At 42.7% G+C, this 23,642-nt stretch carries 27 protein-coding genes; 3 read left to right on the forward strand and 24 right to left on the reverse strand.

Going from position 1 to position 23,642, the window contains the following annotated elements; translation table 11 throughout:
* Positions 1-33: 33 nt before the first annotated feature.
* The 8 genes from acnD to HII16_RS04305 form a co-directional block, all read right to left on the reverse strand.
* Positions 34-2,649, reverse strand: a complete 2,616-nt coding sequence (gene acnD, locus HII16_RS04270; protein ID WP_211183391.1) for a Fe/S-dependent 2-methylisocitrate dehydratase AcnD — start codon at positions 2,647-2,649, stop codon at positions 34-36.
* Between the two features lie 78 nt (positions 2,650-2,727).
* A complete protein-coding gene (gene prpC, locus HII16_RS04275; RefSeq protein ID WP_169127783.1) occupies positions 2,728-3,852 on the reverse strand; it encodes a 2-methylcitrate synthase in 1,125 nt (374 codons plus the stop codon).
* Positions 3,853-3,950: 98 nt separating this feature from the next.
* Entirely contained in the window at positions 3,951-4,829 is an 879-nt protein-coding gene (prpB, locus tag HII16_RS04280; RefSeq protein WP_169127996.1) for a methylisocitrate lyase, read from the reverse strand.
* Positions 4,830-4,842: 13 nt separating this feature from the next.
* Positions 4,843-5,523, reverse strand: coding sequence for a GntR family transcriptional regulator (locus tag HII16_RS04285; protein WP_169127785.1), 681 nt, complete (start codon positions 5,521-5,523; stop codon positions 4,843-4,845).
* Between the two features lie 398 nt (positions 5,524-5,921).
* Positions 5,922-6,131: a hypothetical protein gene (locus tag HII16_RS04290; RefSeq protein ID WP_169127786.1), complete on the reverse strand. Its 210-nt coding sequence runs from the start codon at positions 6,129-6,131 to the stop codon at positions 5,922-5,924.
* Between the two features lie 300 nt (positions 6,132-6,431).
* On the reverse strand, positions 6,432-6,794 hold the full coding sequence (locus HII16_RS04295) for a hypothetical protein (RefSeq protein WP_169127787.1): 363 nt from the start codon (positions 6,792-6,794) through the stop codon (positions 6,432-6,434).
* A 99-nt stretch (positions 6,795-6,893) separates the two neighbouring features.
* On the reverse strand, positions 6,894-7,373 hold the full coding sequence (locus HII16_RS04300) for an acetyl-CoA carboxylase biotin carboxyl carrier protein subunit (RefSeq protein ID WP_169127788.1): 480 nt from the start codon (positions 7,371-7,373) through the stop codon (positions 6,894-6,896).
* A gap of 11 nt (positions 7,374-7,384) precedes the next feature.
* Positions 7,385-7,765, reverse strand: a complete 381-nt coding sequence (locus HII16_RS04305; protein WP_169127789.1) for a molecular chaperone DnaJ — start codon at positions 7,763-7,765, stop codon at positions 7,385-7,387.
* 383 nt (positions 7,766-8,148) lie between these two features.
* On the opposite strand from HII16_RS04305, the gene HII16_RS04310 reads away from it, so the two are divergent.
* Positions 8,149-8,670 (forward strand): hypothetical protein, encoded by a 522-nt coding sequence (locus tag HII16_RS04310; protein WP_169127790.1) that lies wholly within the window; start codon positions 8,149-8,151, stop codon positions 8,668-8,670.
* On the opposite strand, the gene HII16_RS04315 is transcribed toward HII16_RS04310, so the two are convergent.
* The 15 genes from HII16_RS04315 to yceD all read right to left on the reverse strand — a co-directional run bounded on the left by HII16_RS04315 (position 8,667) and on the right by yceD (position 21,399).
* On the reverse strand, positions 8,667-9,896 hold the full coding sequence (locus HII16_RS04315; protein WP_169127791.1) for a spore maturation protein: 1,230 nt from the start codon (positions 9,894-9,896) through the stop codon (positions 8,667-8,669). The two genes, HII16_RS04310 and HII16_RS04315, sit on opposite strands and share 4 nt — an antisense overlap.
* Before the next feature lie 569 nt (positions 9,897-10,465).
* A complete protein-coding gene (locus HII16_RS04320) occupies positions 10,466-11,239 on the reverse strand; it encodes a YchF/TatD family DNA exonuclease (RefSeq protein ID WP_169127792.1) in 774 nt (257 codons plus the stop codon).
* 114 nt (positions 11,240-11,353) lie between these two features.
* Positions 11,354-11,680, reverse strand: a complete 327-nt coding sequence (locus tag HII16_RS04325; RefSeq protein WP_169127793.1) for a PilZ domain-containing protein — start codon at positions 11,678-11,680, stop codon at positions 11,354-11,356.
* Between the two features lie 45 nt (positions 11,681-11,725).
* Positions 11,726-12,682, reverse strand: a complete 957-nt coding sequence (holB, locus tag HII16_RS04330) for a DNA polymerase III subunit delta' (RefSeq protein WP_169127795.1) — start codon at positions 12,680-12,682, stop codon at positions 11,726-11,728.
* A 14-nt stretch (positions 12,683-12,696) separates the two neighbouring features.
* Entirely contained in the window at positions 12,697-13,317 is a 621-nt protein-coding gene (gene tmk / locus HII16_RS04335; protein ID WP_135440077.1) for a dTMP kinase, read from the reverse strand.
* Between the two features lie 6 nt (positions 13,318-13,323).
* Positions 13,324-14,319 carry an endolytic transglycosylase MltG gene (gene mltG, locus HII16_RS04340; RefSeq protein ID WP_169127797.1) on the reverse strand — a complete coding sequence of 332 codons (996 nt, stop codon included), beginning with the start codon at positions 14,317-14,319 and terminating at the stop codon, positions 13,324-13,326.
* A gap of 3 nt (positions 14,320-14,322) precedes the next feature.
* Positions 14,323-15,129, reverse strand: coding sequence for an aminodeoxychorismate lyase (pabC, locus tag HII16_RS04345; RefSeq protein WP_169127799.1), 807 nt, complete (start codon positions 15,127-15,129; stop codon positions 14,323-14,325).
* A gap of 107 nt (positions 15,130-15,236) precedes the next feature.
* Positions 15,237-16,472, reverse strand: a complete 1,236-nt coding sequence (gene fabF / locus HII16_RS04350) for a beta-ketoacyl-ACP synthase II (RefSeq protein WP_169127801.1) — start codon at positions 16,470-16,472, stop codon at positions 15,237-15,239.
* Between the two features lie 79 nt (positions 16,473-16,551).
* On the reverse strand, positions 16,552-16,785 hold the full coding sequence (gene acpP, locus HII16_RS04355) for an acyl carrier protein (RefSeq protein WP_135440073.1): 234 nt from the start codon (positions 16,783-16,785) through the stop codon (positions 16,552-16,554).
* Between the two features lie 201 nt (positions 16,786-16,986).
* Positions 16,987-17,730, reverse strand: coding sequence for a 3-oxoacyl-ACP reductase FabG (gene fabG, locus HII16_RS04360; protein WP_169127804.1), 744 nt, complete (start codon positions 17,728-17,730; stop codon positions 16,987-16,989).
* Positions 17,731-17,732: 2 nt separating this feature from the next.
* Positions 17,733-18,662, reverse strand: coding sequence for an ACP S-malonyltransferase (fabD, locus tag HII16_RS04365; protein ID WP_135440071.1), 930 nt, complete (start codon positions 18,660-18,662; stop codon positions 17,733-17,735).
* A 19-nt stretch (positions 18,663-18,681) separates the two neighbouring features.
* Positions 18,682-19,641, reverse strand: a complete 960-nt coding sequence (locus HII16_RS04370; RefSeq protein ID WP_135440070.1) for a beta-ketoacyl-ACP synthase III — start codon at positions 19,639-19,641, stop codon at positions 18,682-18,684.
* A gap of 2 nt (positions 19,642-19,643) precedes the next feature.
* Entirely contained in the window at positions 19,644-20,675 is a 1,032-nt protein-coding gene (plsX, locus tag HII16_RS04375) for a phosphate acyltransferase PlsX (RefSeq protein WP_169127806.1), read from the reverse strand.
* A gap of 11 nt (positions 20,676-20,686) precedes the next feature.
* Positions 20,687-20,857: a 50S ribosomal protein L32 gene (gene rpmF, locus HII16_RS04380; protein ID WP_135440068.1), complete on the reverse strand. Its 171-nt coding sequence runs from the start codon at positions 20,855-20,857 to the stop codon at positions 20,687-20,689.
* A 29-nt stretch (positions 20,858-20,886) separates the two neighbouring features.
* On the reverse strand, positions 20,887-21,399 hold the full coding sequence (yceD, locus tag HII16_RS04385; protein WP_135440067.1) for a 23S rRNA accumulation protein YceD: 513 nt from the start codon (positions 21,397-21,399) through the stop codon (positions 20,887-20,889).
* A 251-nt stretch (positions 21,400-21,650) separates the two neighbouring features.
* Between yceD and HII16_RS04390 the strand changes: the two genes are divergently transcribed.
* Positions 21,651-22,244 carry a nucleoside triphosphate pyrophosphatase gene (locus HII16_RS04390; protein ID WP_169127809.1) on the forward strand — a complete coding sequence of 198 codons (594 nt, stop codon included), beginning with the start codon at positions 21,651-21,653 and terminating at the stop codon, positions 22,242-22,244.
* Between the two features lie 76 nt (positions 22,245-22,320).
* On the opposite strand, the gene soxR is transcribed toward HII16_RS04390, so the two are convergent.
* On the reverse strand, positions 22,321-22,758 hold the full coding sequence (soxR, locus tag HII16_RS04395; RefSeq protein WP_169127811.1) for a redox-sensitive transcriptional activator SoxR: 438 nt from the start codon (positions 22,756-22,758) through the stop codon (positions 22,321-22,323).
* Positions 22,759-23,154: 396 nt separating this feature from the next.
* Between soxR and HII16_RS04400 the strand changes: the two genes are divergently transcribed.
* Positions 23,155-23,577: a VOC family protein gene (locus HII16_RS04400; protein WP_169127813.1), complete on the forward strand. Its 423-nt coding sequence runs from the start codon at positions 23,155-23,157 to the stop codon at positions 23,575-23,577.
* Positions 23,578-23,642: the final 65 nt, after the last annotated feature.

Raw genomic sequence — 23,642 nt, forward strand, 5'->3', positions numbered from 1 at the left:
ATTTCCAACACAGCTCGCAAAGAAAATAAACGTCTAGGCGTTAGATTCTAAGAAGTCTTGGGCAAATTTTTGCAGAACCCCGCCTGCGCTGTATACAGACACTTCTTCCGCCGTATCCAAACGACACTTAACCGCGATTTCTACCGTTTCACCATTTTGGCGAGTCATTACAACGTGCATTGGTGCACCAGGCGCTGGTGTGCCGATGACATCAAAAGTTTCACTACCGTCAATATTATAGGTGTTACGAGTATCACCCGCGGTAAACTCTAATGGCAATACACCCATACCGACCAAATTGGTGCGGTGAATACGTTCAAAACCTTCAGCAACGATGGTTTGTACGCCAGCAAGACGAACCCCTTTGGCAGCCCAATCTCGTGAAGAACCCTGACCGTAATCAGCACCAGCAATAATGATCAAAGGTTGATTGCGTTGCATATAGGTTTCGATCGCTTCCCACATACGACTTTGCTGTCCTTCTGGCTCGATACGAGCATAAGAGCCTTGCATAATTTCGCCATTTTCATCACGCACCATTTCATTAAGCAGTTTTGGATTAGCAAACGTTGCGCGCTGAGCAGTTAAGTGATCACCCCGGTGCGTGGCGTACGAGTTAAAGTCTTCTTCAGGTAAGCCCATTTTAGCCAAGTACTCGCCAGCTGCGCTTGACGCCAAAATAGCGTTCGACGGTGACAAGTGATCTGTGGTGATGTTGTCACCTAAAACCGCTAATGGACGCATGTCTTTCATGCTGCGCTCACCGGCCAATGCTCCTTCCCAATATGGCGGACGACGAATATACGTGCTCATCTCACGCCAGTCGTATAGTGGGCTTTCCGCACTGTCGACATTGCGAATTTCAAACATTGGTTGATATACTTTTTTGAACTGCTCAGGTTTAACACAAGCACGAACAATCGCGTCAATCTCTTCATCCGATGGCCACAGGTCTTTCAAGACAATATCCTTGCCGTTATCGTCTTTACCCAATACGTCTTTTTCAATATCAAAACGCACCGTACCGGCGATAGCATAGGCGACAACCAAAGGTGGAGACGCCAAAAACGCTTGTTTTGCGTAAGGGTGAATACGACCATCAAAGTTACGATTACCCGATAGTACAGCGGTCGAATATAAATCGCGCTCGATCACTTCTTGTTGAATTGTCGGGTCTAGAGCACCAGACATACCATTACAGGTTGTACAGGCGTAACCGACAATACCAAAACCAAGTTTTTCAAGTTCAGGTAATAGACCTGCTTCTTCAAGGTACAACTTAATGACTTTTGAACCCGGTGCGAACGATGTTTTCACCCATGGTTTGCGCACTAGCCCCAGTTCATTTGCACGTTTGGCAACAAGCGCTGCGGCAATGACGTTACGTGGGTTTGAGGTATTAGTACAACTGGTGATGGCAGCAATAATACACGCACCATCAGGCATATTGCCCTGCCAATTTTGTAAATCAGGCTCTTGCCATTCGCCGGCAATTTCACGCTCAGCTAGCGCTGATGTAGGCAGACGACGATGCGGGTTCGATGGACCAGCCATGTTACGAACAACCGTCGATAAATCAAATTCCAACACACGTTCATATTCAGCGTTTTGCATACCGTCGGCCCACAAACCCGTGGCTTTGGCGTAGTTTTCAACTAAGGCTACTTGCTCTGAGTCGCGGCCGGTTAGTTTTAAGTAATCAATGGTTTGCTCATCAATGTAGAACATACCTGCTGACGCACCAAATTCTGGTGTCATGTTTGATATGGTTGCTCTGTCACCAATGGTCAATTGACGCGCACCGTCACCGAAAAACTCAAGATAGCTTGATACAACACGTTGTTGACGTAAGAACTCGGTAATCGCCAAAACGATATCGGTCGCCGTTATACCTGGGTTACGATGTCCGACCAATTTAACGCCGACAATGTCCGGTAAACGCATCATCGATGGACGACCTAACATGACGGTTTCCGCTTCTAAACCGCCAACACCGATGGCGATAACACCCAAGGCATCAACATGTGGTGTGTGCGAGTCGGTACCAACACACGTATCAGGGTAAGCTACACCATCGCGTGCCTGAATAACCGGTGACATTTTCTCTAAGTTGATTTGATGCATGATGCCGTTACCCGCTGGGATCACATCGACATTTTCAAATGCCGTTTTCGTCCACTCAATAAAATGGAAACGGTCCTCGTTACGACGATCTTCAATGGCACGGTTTTTATCAAATGCTTGCGGATCAAAGCCTGGTGCTTCAACAGCCAATGAATGGTCGACAATAAGCTGTGTTGGTACAACCGGGTTTACTTTTGCCGGATCACCGCCTTTATCGGCAATGGCATCGCGCAGACCAGCTAGGTCAACTAACGCGGTTTGCCCTAAAATATCATGACAAACGACACGCGCTGGATACCAAGGAAAGTCGAGATTACGTTTACGTTCAATAATCTGTAATAAGCAATCGTTTAAAGTATTTGGGTCACATTTACGAACCAACTGTTCAGCCAGTACTTTTGAAGTGTATGGCAAGGTATCATAACTGCCAGGTTGCAGTGCTTCAACGGCTTCACGAGTGTCGAAAAAATCGATGTTCGCGTTCGCTAACGGTTTGCGGTATTGGTAATTCATATCAATATCCATGAATAGATGAGTAAAGGGGAAATCGTCGATCTCCCCTATAAATTGCTGCGTGCTGCCCTATGTTAGCAGCACATACTTTTATCGCTCGGCGATTGGTGCAACAGTGCGCGGCTCGGCGCCAATGTAATCAGCACTTGGGCGAATAATACGGTTGTTGTCACGTTGTTCCATAACATGCGCTGCCCAACCGGTTAATCGTGAACACACAAAAATTGGTGTGAACAATTTGGTCGGGATGCCCATAAAATGGTATGCCGAGGCATGGAAAAAGTCAGCATTACAGAATAACTTTTTGCTATCCCACATAAACTCTTCACATGCGACAGAAATGTCATACAGTGAACTGTCACCAAACTCCTGAGCCAATTTTTCTGACCAGGCTTTAATGATGGTATTGCGCGGGTCAGATGTGCGGTAAACAGCGTGACCAAACCCCATGATTTTTTCTTTGCGCTCAAGCATGCCAGCCATTTGTGCTTTGGCATCTTCTGGCGATTCAAATTTTTGAATCATTTCCATCGCCGCTTCGTTCGCACCACCGTGCAAAGGACCGCGTAAAGAACCGATAGCGCCGGTGATGCATGAGAACATATCCGATAACGTTGAAGCACAAACGCGTGCGGTAAAGGTAGAGGCATTGAATTCGTGCTCAGCATACAAAATCAGAGAAACATCGATCACTCGACGATGCAAGTCCGACGGTGTTTTACCGGTCAGTAATTTTAAGAAATGGCCACCAATAGACGCTTCATCGGTGACACAATCAATTTCAACACCATCATGAGAATAACGGTACCAATAGGTCATGATCGCTGGGAACGCCGCAAGCAGACGGTTTGCAGCACGATGCTGTTGGCTAAAGTCTTCTTCAGGTTCGATGTTACCAAGGAAAGAAGCACCGGTACGCATAACATCCATAGGATGCGCCGTTGCAGGAATGTGCTGTAAGACTTCTTTTAATGCTTGAGGTAAATCACGCATTTGTGCCAATTCGGCTTTGTATGCGTCAAGTTGCGCCTGATTTGGTAGCTCACCATTGAATAATAAGTAAGCAACTTCTTCAAATGTCGCATTTTCAGCTAGGTCTGAAACATCGTAACCACAATACGTTAGGCCAGTACCTGATTTACCGACTGTACATAGTTTTGTTTCACCGGCACTTTGACCACGTAGGCCTGCACCACCTAATTTCTTGTCCACCATAATAATCTTCCTGTTATAGATTAATTCTTGTTGTATTTTGGGTGCCCGACACTACTGCGCCAGGCTGAATTTTATATCCGCATCCGCGAATCGGCGTTTTATTTGTTTTTGCCTTCAGCAAACAACGAATCAAGCTTTTGCTCGTAGTCGTGATAGCCAAGATAATCGTATAACTCCATGCGAGTTTGCATGTTATCAATAACGGCTTTTTGATCGCCGTCGGCTAAGATAGTTTTGTAAACAAGCTCTGCTGCTTTGTTCATTGCACGAAATGCCGATAGAGGATAAAGCACCATGGCACATCCCCATTCACCTAATTGCTCGCGATTCCAAAGTTCGGTTTTACCAAATTCAGTGATGTTGGCAAGAATCGGTACATCAAGTGCCTCTGAGAATGCACGATAATGTTCTTCGGTTTGAATTGCTTCGGCGAAAATACCGTCAGCACCGGCAGCTACGTAGGCTTTTGCACGTTCGATGGCGGCATCAAGACCTTCTTGCGCAAATGAGTCGGTGCGCGCCATAATGAAGAAATCGTCGTCGATGCGTGCATCAACGGCGGCTTTGATTCGATCGACCATTTCAGCTGTCGACACAATTTCTTTGTTTGGACGGTGACCACAACGCTTTTGTGCCACTTGATCTTCAAGGTGAACCGCCGCTGCGCCGGCCTTTTCCATATCGCGAATGGTTTTGGCGATATTAAACGCACCACCCCAACCGGTATCGATATCAACCATTAATGGCAATGATGATGCCGATGTAATGCGCTGCACATCAGCAACAACATCGTTCAAAGAAGTCATGCCCAAATCTGGTAAACCGTAAGATGCATTGGCAACACCGCCACCAGAAAGGTAAATCGCTTGGTGACCTAATTGTTCAGCCATCATTGCGGAATAGGCGTTAATCGTACCAACGATTTGTAATGGTTTATTCGCTTCTAAGGCGGAACGAAATTTGGCGCCTGGGGACATTCTTACTGTCATATTAATATTCCTTTTCTAATTTCTTTTCTATGTTCTTTCTTGATGCGGCAATATGGCGGCGCATCAATATTTCGGCTAACTCACCATCACGTTCAGCAATGGCGGTCAAAATATGGCGATGTTCATCAAAGGCACGTGTGGCTCGCGGGCTATTCATACCAAACTGACAACGATACATGCGCACTAAATGGTATAACTCACTGCATAATATGGTGATCAGTTGAGCGTTATGACTACCTAATATGACCCGATAATGAAAATCTAAATCGCCTTCTTCTTGGTAGTAAGCGACACCATCTTGCAACTCCTTGGTATCCGCATGTACAGCCAATACCCGTTTCAGGTCTTCAATTTCTTCATCGGTCATGTTTTGCGCCGCCAAGCGACAAGCCATGCCCTCTAACGCTTCACGCACTTGATATATTTCTAACAAGCCCGTAACAGAACATTCCACCACGCGCGAGCCAACATTGGCTTTGCGTTCGATAAGATGACATTTTTCTAAGCGGTTGAGTGCTTCGCGTAAAGTAGAACGACTGACTTGGTATTGTTTTGACAATTCAGGCTCTGATATTTTACTGCCCGGTTCTATGCGCCCCTCAACGATATCGTGTTGTAATGACTCAAACACTTTGTCGGCTGTGGTAATCGCTTGTTTTTGTACGGGATTTACTAGATTCATAAAATTGTCGACAATTTAGAAGATAGTTGCAGATATTACGCCCATTTCAAATATTGTCAATATCTAAAACACAACATTGTCGACAATTTATGACGCAAAAGCCGTTAATTACGATATTAACGCGGTTTTCGCCGACACATTGTTCGACATACAAGCGTTTGAATTAAACATTTAAGTGGGGTGGAAAATTGAATGAGTTATTAAAATAACACAGAATAATGGCAAAAACTGACTATTCGATACTAAATATTGATTACAATTTTGTACAAAGTGTCGACAAAAATTGCGAATAAGTTGTCGACCAAAACATCGAATAAGCGCTCGATTAAGCTATCGTAAGCCAGTCGATAAACGTTTGTATATGATTAAAGCAACAGAGACGTTGTTACGCCTATATCCTAGTGCTTATGTACTTCTCGCAGTTTGGCCACAATGCGACGCCTATCCACGACTTTACAAAGTAATTTAGTGATCACAAATGCAATATACATTGCCGCAAGAATTTCGACGTAGATATTCGACCAAACACCAAGGTAAATGGCTGTTTCATGTAAAGATACCGCCAACGCTAAAGTGCTGACAGAAAAGGTGACTAATCTTAGACTCATGTTATATCCTTTTGTTTTTGTTATTCTAATTTAAGAATAGTAAAGCCCGTAAAAATGTCAAAAAACACACAGGGGTATTTATACATTTGTACAAATCAATGCGTTATATGGAAGCCAATAAAACCAAGGTTTAATGAGGTCGTGAAGTTGATGAACAGCTCGTGATACCAAATGGGCGTTGGTACTAATAATTAATGCTAATTAAAAAGGCCATTGTCATATAACGACAACGGCCATTTCCAATAGGTTTTCTAAATAACGGTAAATGGCATTTACGTCACTAAGTGGTATCCCGTTTACTTAACCTGCGCCAGGAACAAAACAGCAAGCTATAACAATAAGTGAAACAATAAACCAAGTTACGCCAACGTTGGTCAATGTTTTTGCCACCTCAGCCTCTTTTATCGTTAACTCTTTAATATCCGCTATCTCAACGGATACATCTTTGCCAACTAATTGAGTGTCAGTAATTTGCTCAATTCTAAATTTATGGCGTGAATCGTCTTTCATTTTGACGATGACGTAATCGCGAACTTTTACTTGTTCTGCAAGTGAGACAAAGGAGCCTTGTTCATTTGGCTTCACCTCATGAAACGTCGAGCAACCACCAATAAACAGGACAAAAAGACAAAACGATAGGCTTTTTATTATAGAAGTATTCAATTTACATCCTTATATTATGAATATGCTTCACTTAAAATTAGAGCCTAAATATTAATCAAACGATGCGATATTCGTGGCGTTTAAAAAGTAAATTCAGTATCAATTAAACATCACAGTTAAGGTCATGCCCGCTAAGATAACGGCACAGAGCATCTTTGAAACGTTGATGACCATCTCTTGCATCTTGACCAAGAAACAGCTGATGTCACTTTCTATGACATCGCCTTGGTGTGCGTATTGTTTTAGATCTTGATTGAGTTCTGATTGCACCGATACGTGCTGTTGTGTTGGCTGAGCCAATTGCTGATAGGCTTGCGTTGCAACGCGACTATAGGCCGCATCAAGTACCATAACAAGTTGCTCTTGTCTCACTCTGTCTCCGCTTGCACACAATACTTCAGCGATGATGCCGTCATGGCTAGCTCGGATTTCATGATTAACCTTACCAATTCTGATCTCAAACAATACTTGATTGGCAGACACCTGCTGTCCTACTGACACGCATATTTGGCTGATGTACGCGTTCGCGTCATTGTCCGATAGCAAGGGGACGAATATATTACTAATATTACTGCTCATTACCCTGCTACCTACTGCTGACTCATGCTTTGGCGAATTTTGTCATTGAGCAGTTTAAACTCTTCTATCAGAGCATCACATTGAGGTTTACTTGCTTGACACAGCGCGGTCATTTCAATATGAATTTGTTTATCTTTTTCGACGATTTTGCGTTTCACCGCAGCTGGGTGTGCATCATGATCTGTCGGCGTAAACGACCAGAGAACATAATCACCGTCTTCTTGCTCGGCAACAATAGTCCAGCCGCCCTGTTGACTAAATTGAGCGCCTTGCTTTGATTTCAAAGCTGTTAAGGCACTTTCAACACTGTCGTAGCCTATGCTCGTTTTTGCATTAGCGCTAAGCGCAGTAAATAGACTAAATGTCACCAATACCAGTAGGTATTTATTCATCGCACGATCCATAATAATTATTGTGTTTGGCATCTAATAAAAAGCAGCGATTAGGTTATGTAATCTAAATAAAAACTGCAATGATTATTTAAAAATTTCTAAAAATTTCAACGGTATAGGCTATATTTAATACAATGCAGGCAATATCACTCGCCTGCCCTAAGGGTTAGACCTTGTATTAAAATGCTATCTATTGATTTGTGTTATTACTGATCATTAAAGTCGCAGTTTTTGGGCGAAGTGACTTCTCTAAAATGACATCTGACGACGTCACCTTTGCACAACATTTTCATGCCTTTGCCATGCTTATTTGAGTGCTTTTATTGATTAGCCAAGCTTGGTTAATCAATCACAGACATAATCGTTTCCATAGAATGTTGGGCATGAGTTCGTTGTTTCTCGCACCAATCATTGTGATTTCAGGTTTTACGGTTATTGCCGATATCAGCTCAAAAATCCCTTTTCCTATGCCTGACTGGGTACCTGCTATGGTGTGGTTTAGATTTTTTCAACTGACAGTTTTTGCGATCCTCTATGGCCTTGCGATTATTTACCGAAAGAATATGCAACGTCATATGCGTTATATGTGCTGTACAGGGGGAATGTTTCTGAACCCAGGCTTAAGTCGTTTGTTAGATTGGCTAGCTGAGACGACGCCATTATGGTTGCCAAGTGGTATCCAGCACTTTTGCATCCCCATTTTAATATGCGTGGTTATGCTTATCGAAGATCGACGTCGTGGAAAATTCTACCTGCCTTGGGCTCTATGTGGCTTTGCTTGGATTTTAAACATTGTCATTTTTAGCAACGTAAATCAGATCACTGCATTAGTCGATGTATCTCATTGGCTTATCAATGCCACACAACGATGGCCTTGGCCTGACTATAACTTCATAGTCTATTAACCAAAAAACCAGTAACACACTGCAATGGCAGCACTGATCCCTGCAACATCTGCAATCAAGCCACAGGCGATAGCATGGCGAGTATAACGAATACCGACACTACCAAAATACACCGCCAGCACGTAAAACGTTGTTTCTGTGGAACCTTGCATGATAGAGGCTAGACGACCAGCAAACGAATCTGCACCGTGATGATTCATGGTCTCAACCATCATTGCCCGAGCGCCGGATCCACTTAATGGCTTCATTACCGCCGTTGGTAAGGCATCGACAAAACGAATATCTCCACCGATTACGGCGACTAACGTACGTACCGAATCAACAATGATATCTAATGCGCCACTGGCTCTAAATACGCCAATAGCACAGAGCATCGCCAACAAATAAGGAAGTATGGTGATACAAACCTGCAAACCTTGTTTCGCGCCAATGATAAATTCATCATAGACTCGAACGTTTTTACGATGCGCAATAATCAAAAACGCCACTAACACCGAGATGATTAACAAATTACCAAATAAAGACGACTGCTGTGCCAACTGTTCTGCTGACAAGGTTGCCATATAGGCAATAAGCGAGGCGAAAAATGCAAAAGCGGCACCTAAATAAGCCATCACCACACCTTGCATCAATTTGATTTTTTGTACCCAGCAAACCGCGAATAAGCCCGCTATGGTTGATGCAAATGTTGCTAACAAAATCGGTAAAAACACATCCGTTGGCACCGCTGCCCCCTGCTGTGCTCGATAAACAAACACAGTGATAGGAAACAAGGTTACAGATGACGTATTTAACACCAAAAATAATATTTGCGCATTTGAGGCAGTATCTTTTTTCGGGTTGATTGATTGCAGATCTTGCATCGCTTTTAAGCCTAACGGCGTTGCCGCATTATCTAGACCTAAAAAGTTTGCCGATAAGTTCATGGTGATGGAGCCAAACGCGGGATGATTTTTCTGAACATCTGGCATTAAACGAGAAAATAACGGAGAAATCGCTTTTGCAATTTTATCTATTACCCCAGATGATTGTGCGATTTGCATCATCCCTAACCAAAAGCTCAAGATACCAATTAAACCTATTGCGATTTCGACCGTTAATGACGACATATCAATAATACTGGTTAACAATTGCTCAAAGATAGAGGCATTATTTAATGCTAGCCATTGATACAGGGCGCAGACAAAAGCAACCAGAAAAAATGAGAGCCAGATAAGATTTAGCATGGGCGACGATAATTATTTTTGTTTCTCTCACCATACCATAGCCTAGATAGCTTGATAACCTCCTGATCAGCAACAGGTAAATGTTAATATTAGGTTAAATGCTCTATAGCAACTTGTGGATAAGCTGTTATTTTCATGTATAAAAACTTTAGATAAAATTTTAACTATTTTTCAAACATCACCGCAACCCCTTGTATACAAAGGGGTTTAGTGTGGATAAAAAATATTGGCTTTTCTCAACCCTTGTACTAGAATTAAAATTCAAGGCAAACGAAATTACATCATTTTGCTGGTTCGGTTCCAAGGTAAATACTAAGGCAATTGAATAGCGAAATGAGATACAGAATTTATTAGCGCAGGCTCAACCTATGAGCCATTCCCCTGAGCCCGAAGCACCTCATTGCTTTGGGCCTTTTTTTACCTAAAGAAAATCACCATTTAGCAACACCTTATCTAAGTGCCGACGGCAAGTATAACCGGCGGTTACCGTTTACTATTTGCGTAGTACGGTTAATTTTTTGACATAAAAAAAGGTGGCAGTGCCACCTTTATCGGCTTTAATACCCATATTATGTTGCGAGCTTAAACAAACAACGGTAATTATCAGAACTAAGCTGGGCAATTTCTTCAACACTTTGTGCACGAACATCCGCCAACATTTTAGCCACTTCAACAACATAAGCTGGCTGGTTCTGTTTGCCGCGATGTGGTACTGGTGCCAAATACGGTGAGTCGGTTTCAATCATAAAGCGGTCATCAGGTACCTTGCTCGCAACATCTCTCAACGCTGCCGCATTTTTAAAGGTCACAATGCCAGAAAACGAGATATAAAAGCCCATAGCAATGGCCTGCTCAGCCATGTCCCAACGCTCAGTGAAACAGTGCAAAATACCACCCACTTCATCCGCTTTCTCTTCACGCATGATTTGCAAGGTATCTTCTACCGCATCTCGGGTATGAATGATGATGGGCTTGTTAAGTTTGCGTGCAACGCGAATGTGTTTGCGAAATGCGTCACGTTGTACTTCCTGCGTTTCTGGTGCGTAAAAGTAATCTAGACCGGTTTCGCCTATGGCAATCACTCGTTCATTATCAGCAAGCTGCTCTAATCTCGCTTCATCAACCATGTCTTCTTGATTAAGTGGGTGCACACCACAAGAAATTTGCACATTATCATACTTCGCGGTTTTGTCCGCCATGCTTTGAAAGGCATCCAACGTTACTGATACACATAGCATCTGTTCAACACCCGCTTGTTTAGCTGCGGCAACAACGTTGTCTAACTGATTGTCAAAATCCGTTAAATCTAAACGGTCTAGGTGACAATGAGAATCAATATACACTTTTACTCCAATGACTCATCAAAAAAGGAGTTCGTTGAACTCCTTTTAGTATTTAAATGGTTAAAGGTCTTGTGTGCAAATGGCCAACCCCTTTGCAACACAGTCCTTGTTAAATTACATGGTATAGGTCGGCTCTTTCGAATTTAGCATTCGCCCTAAATTTGATTCAATTTGACTACGCACGTTATTTTCATCGTTTACGAATGCAACACCAACACCCGGCTCGGTACCATTTTGCGCGCCATGTGGGGTGATCCAACAAACCGAACCATTTAATTCGACCGATTCAAGTTGACCAGGTAATGTCACGGTTAAATGAATTTCATCACCCAATTCAAATTGCTCAGGTGTTTTTACAAATAAACCACCTTGCTTTAAAAACGGCATATACGCCATATACAGCTCGCGCTCGTTTTTAAATTCTAACACAAAATTATTCATCAATGATTTACCTTGTTATTCTTATTTGATCGATCCGCTGTTGCATCAAGCGGCATTACGTATAGTCTGTTCAAGCTCCACCAGCAACACCTCAAGTGTATAGGTTTTATTGGCTTGTGTTAATGTTTTTAATTGTCTATTTGCTTGCATTGTTAGGTTAAGGCAGGCAAATACCGTCTCGGCATCTAGGCCATCGACAGTCTCAGATAGAGGGTTGTCAGCAAGCGCTTGTTGCCAGCCGCTATGATAGCGAAACATCGACTCAAAACCGAACTGCAACCAACGAATACCATGAACGGATGCCTGAATTTGCTCTATTAATTCAACGCCATTATCAAATTGATGTATAAACCGAGCCAAACTTTGCAGTAGCTGACGTTTGTCGTTGTAGACGTCCTCATCGGTTAACTCCGCAATTTCAGCAATCGTACTAAATGGATGAACCACCTGTTTATTCACAGCGACTTGCGCCAATTGTTCCCCTTGGGGTGGCGTAATAGCGACTTTACTGCAACGAGAAATTATGGTCGGTAGTAACTGTTCTATGTCATTGCACACCAACAATAAGAAGCTATTATTGGTTGGCTCTTCTAACGTCTTTAACAAGGCATTGGCAGCGGATTCCGTCATATTTTCACAGTGACTGATCATCACCACTTTGTTACGACCTAACTGCGCGGTTTTTTCTAGAAACTGACAGGCTTTACGAACCAAATCTACACCAATGGTTTTGTCATCATTATCAATAACTACAAAATCAGGATGCGATTGAGCTTTAAGTAGTTGGCAAGTTTTACACTGACCGCAGGGTTCGTTTGTTTGTTCAATATTTTCACAAAGCAGACTGTTACCAAGCCAATGAGCCAAAGGCAATTGCCCAGCACCGTAACTGCCATGAATTAACAAGGCATGAGGCAATATTTTTTGTAGGTATTTATTGATCAAATCCTGCTTATTGCTTTCAAGCCAAGGGCTTGCGATGTCTGCTGTGGTCTCGTTCATATTGATTCTTGCCGTTACGGCAATTGGTTTTCCAATGTTTGGCGAATATCTTGATGTACTTTATCCATCGACTGACTTGCATCAACAATAAAGGTGTTGTCATCTAAGGTGGCTAATTGCAGATACTTATTCCGTACACGATGGAAAAAATCAATTTTTTCTTGTTCGATACGATCGAGTTCGCCGCGATTTTGTGCTCGCTGCAAACCAAGCTCAGGTTCAATATCTAGGTATAAGGTTAAATCGGGTTTAAAATCCCCTAGCGTAATATTGGCAATGGTATCAATCAGGGTATCATTAAATTCTCTGCCACCTCCTTGATAGGCACGTGAAGATAAGTCATGGCGATCACCAATAACCCACTTACCTTGTGCTAACGCAGGCAATATTTTGTTCGCCAATAACTGCGAACGACTGGCGTACATAAGCAGTAACTCACATTCTTTGGTAACTGTCTCATCACTAGGTTCTTTGACAAGGGCTCTGAGTTTTTCAGCCAATGGCGTTCCGCCTGGCTCTCGAGTCTTCACGTATTCGATGTGTTTTGCTTTTAAGACGTCTTCTATAACGGCGATAGCAGATGATTTTCCGGCACCTTCAATGCCTTCAACAACAATAAACTTTCCCTGACTCATGATAGGTTATTTACCTCTAATATATTTATCGACCGCTTTATTATGTTCTTGCAAGGTTTTTGAAAAATAATGCTCGCCATTACCCTTGCTAACAAAATACAAATACTGACTCTGCGCCGGATGCATGCTGGCTTCGATCGCCGATTTACCTGGCATTGCTATTGGCGTTGGTGGCAAACCATTAATGCGATAGGTATTGTACGCGGTCTTTTCACGGATATTAGCATAGGTGATGTCGCCAGTGTAACGATCGCCCAAGCCATAAATGATGGTTGGATCCGTTTGTAAGCGCATACCTTTATTTAAGCGCGAGATAAACACCGATGCAATCAATGGTTGCTCGCTTAATTTACCCGTCTCTTTCTCTATTAGCGAGGCCATGATTAACGCCTCATAGACGTTTTTATATGGTAATTTTTTAGCTCTGCCCTGCCAGCTGGCGTCTAATTCTTGCATCATGCGTTGATGGGCATTACGCAAAATATCAATATCACTCATCGAAGCAGTATATTGATAGGTGTCTGGAAAAAACAAGCCTTCTGGGTGAGTGTATTGCTCAGTGATTAACGACAATACTTGCTGTTGTGATTTATCCTGCAAGGTTTGTTTAATATACGGCGTCTCACTTAACTGCAGTAACCATTGCTTAAACGTTGTTCCTTCAACAAACGTCAGCTTAAACTGGGCTTCCTTACCACTGTTCATAAGGGCTATGATATCCAACATATTCATGTCAGCTTCAAGCAAATAACTACCTGACTTTACGTTGGTTTTTGCTGGATATAACTTGGCATAGACGCGAAAAGCTAAGGTCGATGTCAACCAACCTTTATCGTTAAAATCCTTCACCAAATGATGATAACTCTTGCCTTTATTCAATTGGTATAAGGTTTGTTGGCTAATATTAATCGGCTTTTGCAATTGAGCGTCGACATAAGCGTACATACCACCGGCTGCTAATAACCCAAGAACGATAAAAATTAACAGGATCCGCTGCAACATGGTTTATTCCTTTATCCATTGATTCAATTGCTGATATAGCGACAGAGCGCTTGTCGAATGTTTTATGATATGACCATTAAAGCGAGTAACGGGGGCAAGCCCCAATACCGTATTACAAATAAACATCGCCTCAACATCCGCTAATGTATCGATGCATGTTTGCACTTTTTCAGCATCAATTTTAGCGAGCAGTTTTTGTCGGATAAGGCCATTAACACCAGCCTTATCTAAAGATGGTGTCTGCCATTGACCGGCTAACTGCCAAAATACATTAGCAGAGCTGGTTTCAACGATATTGCCCTGAATATCAGCCACTAAAAGATCATCGTGTTGACAGTGTTCAAGTTCATCTCTTATCAGCACTTGCTCAAGGCGATTCAAATGTTTGATACCCGCCAGTAACGGGTTAATACCGAGCCGAGTGTCAGCGATGCCAACGGTTATGCCCTGTTCACGCCACTGTTGATAATGTGCGGGATAATCGGATGTTTGCACAATAACTGTCGGCTTTATGAGAGCACTGCGAACATAGCCGCGTTGAGACTCACCAGCAGAAATAATAACTTTTAATACACCGTTTTGCTGAGTGGCGCATGCCTTATTCATCTCGCAAACCACAGACGGCCAATCAACGCCGGTAATACGCAAGCGCGCACAGCCATCTTGTAAACGAGTGAGGTGTTCACTTTGTATTAATAAGCGACCTTGTTCGATGCAACCTGTTGTAAACAAGCCATCACCAAACGCCACAGCGCGATCATAGACACTGAGTTGCTTAGTTTGCTGAAAATTAACGGATACAAAGCTCATGATTAAAGCCGTAAGTTGGCAACTATCTGAATGTTATTATTATAAAAAATGCTCAACCACTATATCAAAGTAATTGAGCATTTCACATCTTAACTTGGTGGCTTTATTTAAATCTTTTTAAATAATAACGAACCGTTAGTGCCACCAAAACCAAATGAGTTACACAAAGCATAATCAAGCTTTGCCTGACGAGCGGTATGCGCTATGTAGTCAAGATCACAGCCTTCATCTGGGTTATCTAGATTAATGGTTGGTGGGACTTCTTGATTCTTTAAAGATAGAATGGTGAAAATCGCTTCAGCAGATCCTGCTGCACCGAGCATATGGCCGGTCATCGACTTGGTTGAACCCATCATCAATTTGTGGGCGTGATCAGCAAATACTGATTTCGCACCATTGGTTTCAGCGATATCACCAGCTGGCGTTGAGGTACCATGAGCGTTGATATAACCGACTTTGTCGGCGGCAATATTTGCATCTTTCAACGCATTACTCATCGCCGCAGCACCACCTTCACCATTGGCTGGTGGCGAGGTAATATGATGGGCATCGCCACTCATACCAAAACCAACTAATTCTGCATAGATGTTCGCGCCACGAGCTTTTGCATGTTCGTATTCTTCGATCATCACCACACCTGCCCCATCACTTAGAACAAAACCATCGCGGTCTTTATCCCAAGGGCGAGATGCCTGTTGTGGTGCATCATTACGAGTTGACAACGCACGGGCTGACATAAAGCCACCAATACCTAACACCGTTGATGCTTTTTCTGCACCACCGGCCAACATCGCATCGGCATCACCGTAAGCGATCATACGTGCTGCATGACCAATATTGTGAACACCTGTCGTACACGCGGTGACAATAGCGATATTTGGTCCTTTCATGCCATGCATGATTGAAAGGTGACCGGAAATCATATTTAAAATAGTCGACGGACAAAAGAAAGGAGATAATTTTTTCACACTGCTTTGCAGCGCTTTTTTATGACCTTCTTCAATAAGCGTTAATCCACCAATACCAGAACCTACAGCAACACCAACACGGCCAGCGTTTTGTTCGGTAATTTCAAGACCAGAATCGGCAAGTGCCTGATTACCCGCAGCAATACCGTATTGGATAAACAAATCCATTTTACGGGCTTCTTTTTTTGCGATGCCGAAATCTTCCGAATTAAAGTCTTTAACTAGACCGGCGAACTTGGTAGAAAAGTCGGTGGTATCCAGGTGTTCGATCATCCCTATACCGCTTTTCCCTGCCATTAAGGCTTGCCAGGTAGATTGAGCATCATTGGCCAGTGGACTTAACATCCCCAAGCCTGTTACAACGACTCGACGCATAACTTATTTTGTCTCCGTATTACACTTTTCAAAAACAAAAAAGGCGGTAATTAAACCGCCTTCTTCGTTGAATTCGTTATTAGCTGTTAGCTGTAACGTAATCGATAGCTGATTGAACAGTAGTGATTTTTTCAGCTTCTTCATCAGGGATTTCTGTATCGAATTCCTCTTCAAGAGCCATTACTAGTTCAACTGTATCTAGAGAATCTGCACCTAAATCATCAACGAAAGATGCTTCGTTTTTGCATTCTTCTTCTTTAACACCTAGTTGTTCAACGATGATTTTTCTTACGCGTTCTTCGATAGTACTCATTTTTTTTCCTTCACTAAAATTAGCAATATTTTCTAAATTGCGTGTAGTTTATTCGGCATCAGGCACTGTTGCAAGCATAAATGCAAAATTTTGCGCTGGTCAAACCTGATAGCCAACTCGATATTTATGGCTTAAAATCGGCGAATACGCAAGTATTTGCGACAAATCCGCCAATTTCTGTTGTTTTTATAAACTGATCGCCTAAACCATGTACATGCCGCCATTAACGTGAACAGTTTCACCGTTAATGTAGCCTGCCGCGTCTGATGCTAAAAAGGCGACGGTAGCCGCGATTTCTTCTGGTTGACCTAAACGGTTTGCAGGCACTTGCGACGAAATCGCTTCACGCTGTTCATCGTTTAGTGCTTTAGTCATATCAGTATCGATAAAACCAGGGGCAATAGCATTAACGGTGATGCCACGTGAGGCAACTTCTTTTGCTAATGATTTAGTAAAACCTAATAAACCTGCTTTTGCTGTCGCGTAGTTAACCTGACCAGCATTACCCATTGAGCCCACAACAGAACCAATATTAATGATTCGGCCACTGCGTGCTTTCATCATCGGGCGCATAACCGCTTTGGTGATCTTGAATAATGAATTAAGGTTGGTAGAGATGATGTCATCCCATTCAGCGTCTTTCATTCGCATCATTAGGTTATCACGAGTGATACCGGCATTATTTACCAATATATCAACGTTGCCAAAGTCTGCTTTAATCGCTTCAAATAAAGCGCTGATCGACTCGCCGTCTGTTACGTTTAAAACGTAACCTTTACCGTTGTCCGCTAAGTATGCAGAAATAGCATCAGCACCACCTTGTGATGTTGCTGTACCAATTACTTTTGCGCCTTGAGCGACTAATTGCTCAGCGATAGCTTTACCAATACCACGGCTAGCACCTGTTACTAGGGCAACTTTGCCCTCTAAAGAAAATAAAGACATTGTTAACCTTCCAATGCTGATGTAAGCGTGTCAGCTGTATTGACTGATACGCAGCTAAGTTGTTTATTAATTCGTTTTACAAGACCTGATAGTACTTTACCTGGTCCCATTTCAATGACGTTTTCGACACCCATACCAGCGATTTTTTCAATCGACTCAGTCCAACGAACTGGGCTGTATAATTGACGAATAAGCGCATCTTTGATCGCTGCGGCATCATCAACCGTCGCAACATCAACATTATTGATTACTGGAATTTGCGGTGCATTAAAGCTGATATTGTCAAAATCGGCAGCCAATTGATCCGCCGCAGGTTGCATCAATGCACAATGCGATGGCACACTAACAGGTAATGGCAACGCACGTTTGGCACCGGCTTCTTTACACAAAGCGCCTGCACGTTCAACCGCGTCTTTATTACCAGCAATCACAACTTGCCCTGGTGAGTTAAAGTTAACGGCTGATACGACTTGACCTTGGGCAGCTTGCGCACAACAGTCAATAATCGTTGCATCATCTAAGCCGATAATGGCATACATCGCACCGACACCTGCCGGCACAGCTTGTTGCATATACTGACCGCGTTTCTCTACCAGTTTTACACCATCGCTAAGAGATAAAACACCCGCACATACTAGTGCAGAATATTCACCTAACGAATGGCCGGCTAATACTGCCGGGTTATCACCATTGGCCGCTAACCAAGCACGAAATACAGCAACACTAGAGGCGAGTAGTGCCGGTTGGGTATAATCTGTTTGATTCAATTTGCCATCGCTGTCGTTTTGAATCAGATCCCAAAGGTCGTAACCAAGGGCTTCTGATGCTTCAGCAAAAGTTTGTTTTACAACGTCGTTGTCGCCAAGGTCAGCCAACATGCCAACAGCTTGTGAGCCTTGACCAGGAAATACAAACGCTAATTGATTGTTCATTTTATTTATAGTCCTGAAATTAAAAACGAATTAATGCACTGCCCCAGGTAAAACCACTACCAAAGGCTTCCATTAATACTGTTTGACCACGCTTGATACGGCCATCGCGGACCGCTTCATCAAGTGCAGTAGGAATTGTCGCTGCTGATGTATTACCATGCTTATCAAGGGTAACGACCACTTGTGACATAGGTAAACTCAGTTTTTTTGCAGCGGCAGCAATAATACGTAGGTTCGCCTGATGCGGAACCAACCAGTCGATATCCGACTTATCCATATTATTGTGCTCTAGCGTTTCGGTAACGATTTCGCTTAAACGAGTTACCGCAAACTTGAATACTTCATTGCCCTTCATATATATGTAGGCTTTTTCTTCAGTTAACGGATCACCACGTTTTGGTGAATTCGCGCCAAGTAATGCGCCGTAATTACCATCTGCATGCAAATGAGTAGAGATGATCCCTTGCTCTTCGCTCGCTTCAAGAACCACCGCACCTGCAGCGTCACCGAACAAAATAATGGTTGAGCGATCTTTTGGATCACACATATGTGATAATGCATCGGCACCAATCACAAGAATACGCTTGGCCATGCCTGAGCGAATATATTGGTCGGCAATACTTAAACTGTAAATAAAGCCCGAACATGCCGCTGCAACATCAAACGCTGGAACATATGGCATATCCAAATATTTTTGTACGTAACAGGCACCACTTGGCAAATCAACATGGTTTGAGGTCGTCCCCATAACAATCATGTCAATATCTTCTTTTTTAAGACCTGCCATTTCTAATGCTTTTTCAGCGGCGCGTGCGCCCATATAAGCAACGTTCTCGTGCTCTGCTGAAATGCGTCTTTCCTTGATACCGGTGCGTTCCATGATCCAATCATCGGTGGTATCTACCATTTTTTCCAAATCAGCATTAGAGCGAATTTGAGCCGGAAAATAGCTACCGGTGCCAGCAATTCGTGAATACATAGTTATTTATGACCTTTTACTAACGTCTGTTCCAATTTGTGATTTATTTTCTGTGGAACTTGTCTATCAACTTCTTTAACCGCTTCCTTAATGGCGTTATAAAAAGCGGAGCTGGTTGCGTTACCGTGACTTTTAACCACGATGCCGCGTAATCCTATCAAACTTGCGCCATTATACTGGTCGGGGTTCAGACGTTTTACGATATTTTTTAGTGTCGGATTAAGCATTACGCCTAATAAACGGGTGAATTTATTCTCATTGATGATTTTCATCACCTTACCCATGACCAATTTAGCAACACCTTCACAAGTTTTGAGGGCAATATTGCCAACAAATCCATCACAAACAATAACATCCGCTTTACCAGAAAAAATGTCATTGCCTTCAATAAAGCCGACGTAGTTAATATCTTCAGTCTGCTCCAATAATACCGCCGTTTGACGGATATGATCGCTGCCTTTGATATCTTCCTCCCCCATATTAAGCAAGGCTACTTTGGGGGATTCAATTTCATCAACTTCTTGTGCCATCACTGACCCCATTACCGCAAACTGGAATAAGGTGGTTGAATCAACAAATACATTGGCGCCTAAATCGAGCATAAAGGCGTGTCGATGAGAATCGGTTATTGGTAAATGAGAAACAAGCGCTGGGCGTTCGACGCCCGGTAACATCTTTAAGACATAATGAGCAATCGCTAGTAAGGCTCCGGTATTACCGGCACTGACGCAGGCATTAGCGTCGCCTTGTTGTACCAAATCAAGCGCTTTTCGCATCGATGAATCTTTCTTGGTACGCAAAGCAATACTTGGCTTTTCGTTCATAGCGATCGATTCGCTGGTATGACAAATTTCAATACGCGAATGGTCAACGATATTGTGATGTTTGAGATGCGCTTCGATAACGCTTTTGTCGCCGCAAAGGGTGAGTTGGAGGTATGGCATTTTTTCAAGTGCCATTTTTGCAGCAGGAATTGTTACAAGGGGGCCATTATCGCCCCCCATAACATCTAACGCGACGGTTAGACTATCCAAAGTTAACTCGCTTATTTAGCGATAACTTTTTCACCTTTGTAAAAGCCATCGGCTGTTACGTGGTGACGGCGGTGAGTTTCGCCAGATACGCTATCTACTGATAGGTTTTCTGTAGTCAACGCATCGTGTGAACGGCGCATGCCACGTCTTGAACGAGATTTCTTACTCTTTTGTACGGCCATTTTACCTTACTCCTAAAAATTTTTTAAAGCTACTTGAGGTTTTTTAAAACATCAAATGGATTCGGTTTCTCAAGCGTATCCGGTAACTTGCCCCAAGTCGTGTTGGCATCTTGGCCACAGTCCTCGAGGTTATGTTTCGGAATTAATGGAATCGAAACTAAAAGTTCATCTTCCACTAAATCGCGTAAATTGACTTCACCATTTTCATCTAAAACGACAGCATCATAATGTTCCGGCAGTTCACCTGCCTTCTCCTCATTTTTCGCAGGAGAGAAAGAAAAGTCTACTTTCAACTCTTGTTCAAATGGTTCATTACAACGCTGACATGTTAAATAAACTTGGGTTGATGCTTTTCCGCTGATAACAATCAAACCCTGTTCATCAACATCAAAATTTATTACAACATTTACATGCTCGGTAGCCTTATCAGCTTCACCAAGCAATCTTTCGAACCGGCATAGTTCAAAAAATCCATCAACGACTAAACGTCGCTGTGCACTTTTGTACGGATCTATTGTTACCGGAAGTTTAAGATTCTTCATAAGGCGCGCATATTAATGGGTGTATCGCCCTGTGTCAAAAGAAAATTAACCTTTGTCTGTTCTTTTGACTAATTAATGACAAATTTTAACACAAGTGACTTAATTGTGAACAACTTTACTCGGTTAACTTGCTATTAACCTATTTTGCCACAATAAAAGCCAACTATCATCAATTCACAGTATGACAGATATTGGCGAGAACATACGCTTGGGCTACAATGCCTGCATCATAACCAAACAAACACAGCCCCATGACACAACTTGTATTAGGTTCAACATCTCCTTTTCGTAAAGCTTTATTAGAGAAACTTGGCGTGCCGTTTGCCTGCGCCAAACCAGACGTAGATGAAACTGCGCTTACTGATGAATCGCCAGAGCAGTTGGTCGCGCGCCTAGCCGAACAAAAAGCAAACGCGGTAGCGGCACAATATCCTGATGCTTTAATCATTGGCTCAGATCAAGTCGCCGTGTGTGATGGCAATATATTGGGTAAGCCACATACTCATGAAAACGCCATTAAACAATTGCAATCCTTTAGCGGAAAAACGGTCACCTTCTTAACCGGCTTGTGCTTATATAATAGTGCAACACAAAACAGCCAGGTTATTGTCGAGCCATTTTACGTGAGTTTTCGCGACCTTAGTCTCACCGAGATAGATAATTACCTAAAAGCCGAACAACCATACAATTGTGCGGGTAGCTTTAAGAGTGAAGCTTTAGGGATTTGTTTATTTAAATCGTTACAAGGTGATGATCCAAACAGTTTGATTGGCCTGCCATTGATTAAATTACATCAACTATTAAAAAATGAAGGTTATGACGTGCTCGCGAAACAAAGCCTGTAATCACTAAAATTTGTCAAATATAAAGGGTTAAACACATTAACCCTTCCATCTATATACGCGAGCTTTAGCTGCACCGTTAGCGTTTGTTAAGTAATACGGCGCCTACCCCTTGCTTTGCCAATGTGTCGTCTGGGTTATATAAAGGACAAGACTTTAAACTCAGGCAACCACAGCCAATACACGCATCCAGTGAGTCTTTAAGTTTATTCAGTTGAACTATGCGTTGTTCTAATTGTTGTTGCCATAAGGTCGATATAGCCTGCCAGTCTTGTTTGTCCGGTGTGCGATTTTTTGGCAGCGAGCGAAATACGTTTTTAATTTCTTCTAAGCTCACACCGAGCCCCTGCGCGACCTTTATTACCGAAATTCGTCGTAAAACATCGGCTTTGTAACGTCGCTGATTGCCGGTATTACGCCAACTGGTGATCAGCCCTTTGGTTTCGTAGAAATGCAACGTTGACACCTTCACTCCGGTGCGTTTGGCCACTTGCCCGACAGATAAGTTTGCCTCCATACTTCACCTCTTTATCACTAGCTCTTTGTAAGTAATCGAATTTTTCGATTCGTTTAATCTACTAATTTAATGCAAAAAAGCCTTTACCTCAAGTTAACTTGAGGCCTTATCCTTTGCATTACAAGATGACAACACCCAAACAAAAACAGCAACAATTTAAAGGAGCGACACGATGAAAACTTTAATCAATAACTTACAAAACTGGTTAGATAACGATTTCAAGAACAAATATTGGCAGTTAATGAACGACACCATGGCCAACAAATAAGTGTCACAAAACGCTTTAGGCAATAACCAGGTAGTTAAAGAACGATAACAAAATAGCCTAACCCGAGGTTGGTGTTAATCAGAGGCAAGATAACAACGCCGATACTGTAACACTTCAAGGAGAAAACGATGAGATTAGAACATATTAATTTGGTGGTTAGTGATTTGGATAAGACATTGACCTTTTATCAAGCGGCATTCCCCCATTGGCATGTGCGTGGTCAAGGACAGATGAATTGGTACGGCAAGGACCGACGCTGGTTACATTTTGGTGATGACGAGCAATATATTACCTTTAACGACGGTGGCGAAGGTGAAAATCGCGACTTAAGCTCACAACAACTCGGTCTCGCTCACTTTGCTTTTACCACTAGCAATCTGCAGTCGTTAATAGATAGATTAAAACAGGCTGGATTTACACGCTCTAGCGGTGGCAAGCAATTAACCGGTCGACGTAATGCTTATTTTATCGACCCGACAGGCTTTGAGGTGGAGTTTGTGCAATACACCGCCGACGACCCAGCAATACGTAATCTCTATGAAGATGAGTGAACACCTTGATACAGCAATAACAGGCACAGAAAAGGCGGTGAAAACACCGCCTTTAGATTTATCTT

The organism is Thalassotalea sp. Y01 (assembly GCF_012932945.1).
Classification (GTDB): domain Bacteria; phylum Pseudomonadota; class Gammaproteobacteria; order Enterobacterales; family Alteromonadaceae; genus Thalassotalea_A.

What these genes read in the sequence shown, in the direction of transcription:
- acnD (WP_211183391.1), bottom strand. Translation starts at nt 2,649, where the DNA reads ATGGATATTGATATGAATTACCAATACCGCAAACCGTTAGCGAACGCG.
- prpC (WP_169127783.1), bottom strand. Translation starts at nt 3,852, where the DNA reads ATGGTGGACAAGAAATTAGGTGGTGCAGGCCTACGTGGTCAAAGTGCC.
- prpB (WP_169127996.1), bottom strand. Translation starts at nt 4,829, where the DNA reads ATGTCCCCAGGCGCCAAATTTCGTTCCGCCTTAGAAGCGAATAAACCA.
- HII16_RS04285 (WP_169127785.1), bottom strand. Translation starts at nt 5,523, where the DNA reads ATGAATCTAGTAAATCCCGTACAAAAACAAGCGATTACCACAGCCGAC.
- HII16_RS04290 (WP_169127786.1), bottom strand. Translation starts at nt 6,131, where the DNA reads ATGAGTCTAAGATTAGTCACCTTTTCTGTCAGCACTTTAGCGTTGGCG.
- HII16_RS04300 (WP_169127788.1), bottom strand. Translation starts at nt 7,373, where the DNA reads ATGAGCAGTAATATTAGTAATATATTCGTCCCCTTGCTATCGGACAAT.
- HII16_RS04305 (WP_169127789.1), bottom strand. Translation starts at nt 7,765, where the DNA reads ATGAATAAATACCTACTGGTATTGGTGACATTTAGTCTATTTACTGCG.
- HII16_RS04310 (WP_169127790.1), top strand. Translation starts at nt 8,149, where the DNA reads ATGAGTTCGTTGTTTCTCGCACCAATCATTGTGATTTCAGGTTTTACG.
- HII16_RS04315 (WP_169127791.1), bottom strand. Translation starts at nt 9,896, where the DNA reads ATGCTAAATCTTATCTGGCTCTCATTTTTTCTGGTTGCTTTTGTCTGC.
- HII16_RS04325 (WP_169127793.1), bottom strand. Translation starts at nt 11,680, where the DNA reads ATGAATAATTTTGTGTTAGAATTTAAAAACGAGCGCGAGCTGTATATG.
- holB (WP_169127795.1), bottom strand. Translation starts at nt 12,682, where the DNA reads ATGAACGAGACCACAGCAGACATCGCAAGCCCTTGGCTTGAAAGCAAT.
- tmk (WP_135440077.1), bottom strand. Translation starts at nt 13,317, where the DNA reads ATGAGTCAGGGAAAGTTTATTGTTGTTGAAGGCATTGAAGGTGCCGGA.
- mltG (WP_169127797.1), bottom strand. Translation starts at nt 14,319, where the DNA reads ATGTTGCAGCGGATCCTGTTAATTTTTATCGTTCTTGGGTTATTAGCA.
- pabC (WP_169127799.1), bottom strand. Translation starts at nt 15,129, where the DNA reads ATGAGCTTTGTATCCGTTAATTTTCAGCAAACTAAGCAACTCAGTGTC.
- fabF (WP_169127801.1), bottom strand. Translation starts at nt 16,472, where the DNA reads ATGCGTCGAGTCGTTGTAACAGGCTTGGGGATGTTAAGTCCACTGGCC.
- acpP (WP_135440073.1), bottom strand. Translation starts at nt 16,785, where the DNA reads ATGAGTACTATCGAAGAACGCGTAAGAAAAATCATCGTTGAACAACTA.
- fabG (WP_169127804.1), bottom strand. Translation starts at nt 17,730, where the DNA reads ATGTCTTTATTTTCTTTAGAGGGCAAAGTTGCCCTAGTAACAGGTGCT.
- fabD (WP_135440071.1), bottom strand. Translation starts at nt 18,662, where the DNA reads ATGAACAATCAATTAGCGTTTGTATTTCCTGGTCAAGGCTCACAAGCT.
- HII16_RS04370 (WP_135440070.1), bottom strand. Translation starts at nt 19,641, where the DNA reads ATGTATTCACGAATTGCTGGCACCGGTAGCTATTTTCCGGCTCAAATT.
- rpmF (WP_135440068.1), bottom strand. Translation starts at nt 20,857, where the DNA reads ATGGCCGTACAAAAGAGTAAGAAATCTCGTTCAAGACGTGGCATGCGC.
- yceD (WP_135440067.1), bottom strand. Translation starts at nt 21,399, where the DNA reads ATGAAGAATCTTAAACTTCCGGTAACAATAGATCCGTACAAAAGTGCA.
- HII16_RS04390 (WP_169127809.1), top strand. Translation starts at nt 21,651, where the DNA reads ATGACACAACTTGTATTAGGTTCAACATCTCCTTTTCGTAAAGCTTTA.
- soxR (WP_169127811.1), bottom strand. Translation starts at nt 22,758, where the DNA reads ATGGAGGCAAACTTATCTGTCGGGCAAGTGGCCAAACGCACCGGAGTG.
- HII16_RS04400 (WP_169127813.1), top strand. Translation starts at nt 23,155, where the DNA reads ATGAGATTAGAACATATTAATTTGGTGGTTAGTGATTTGGATAAGACA.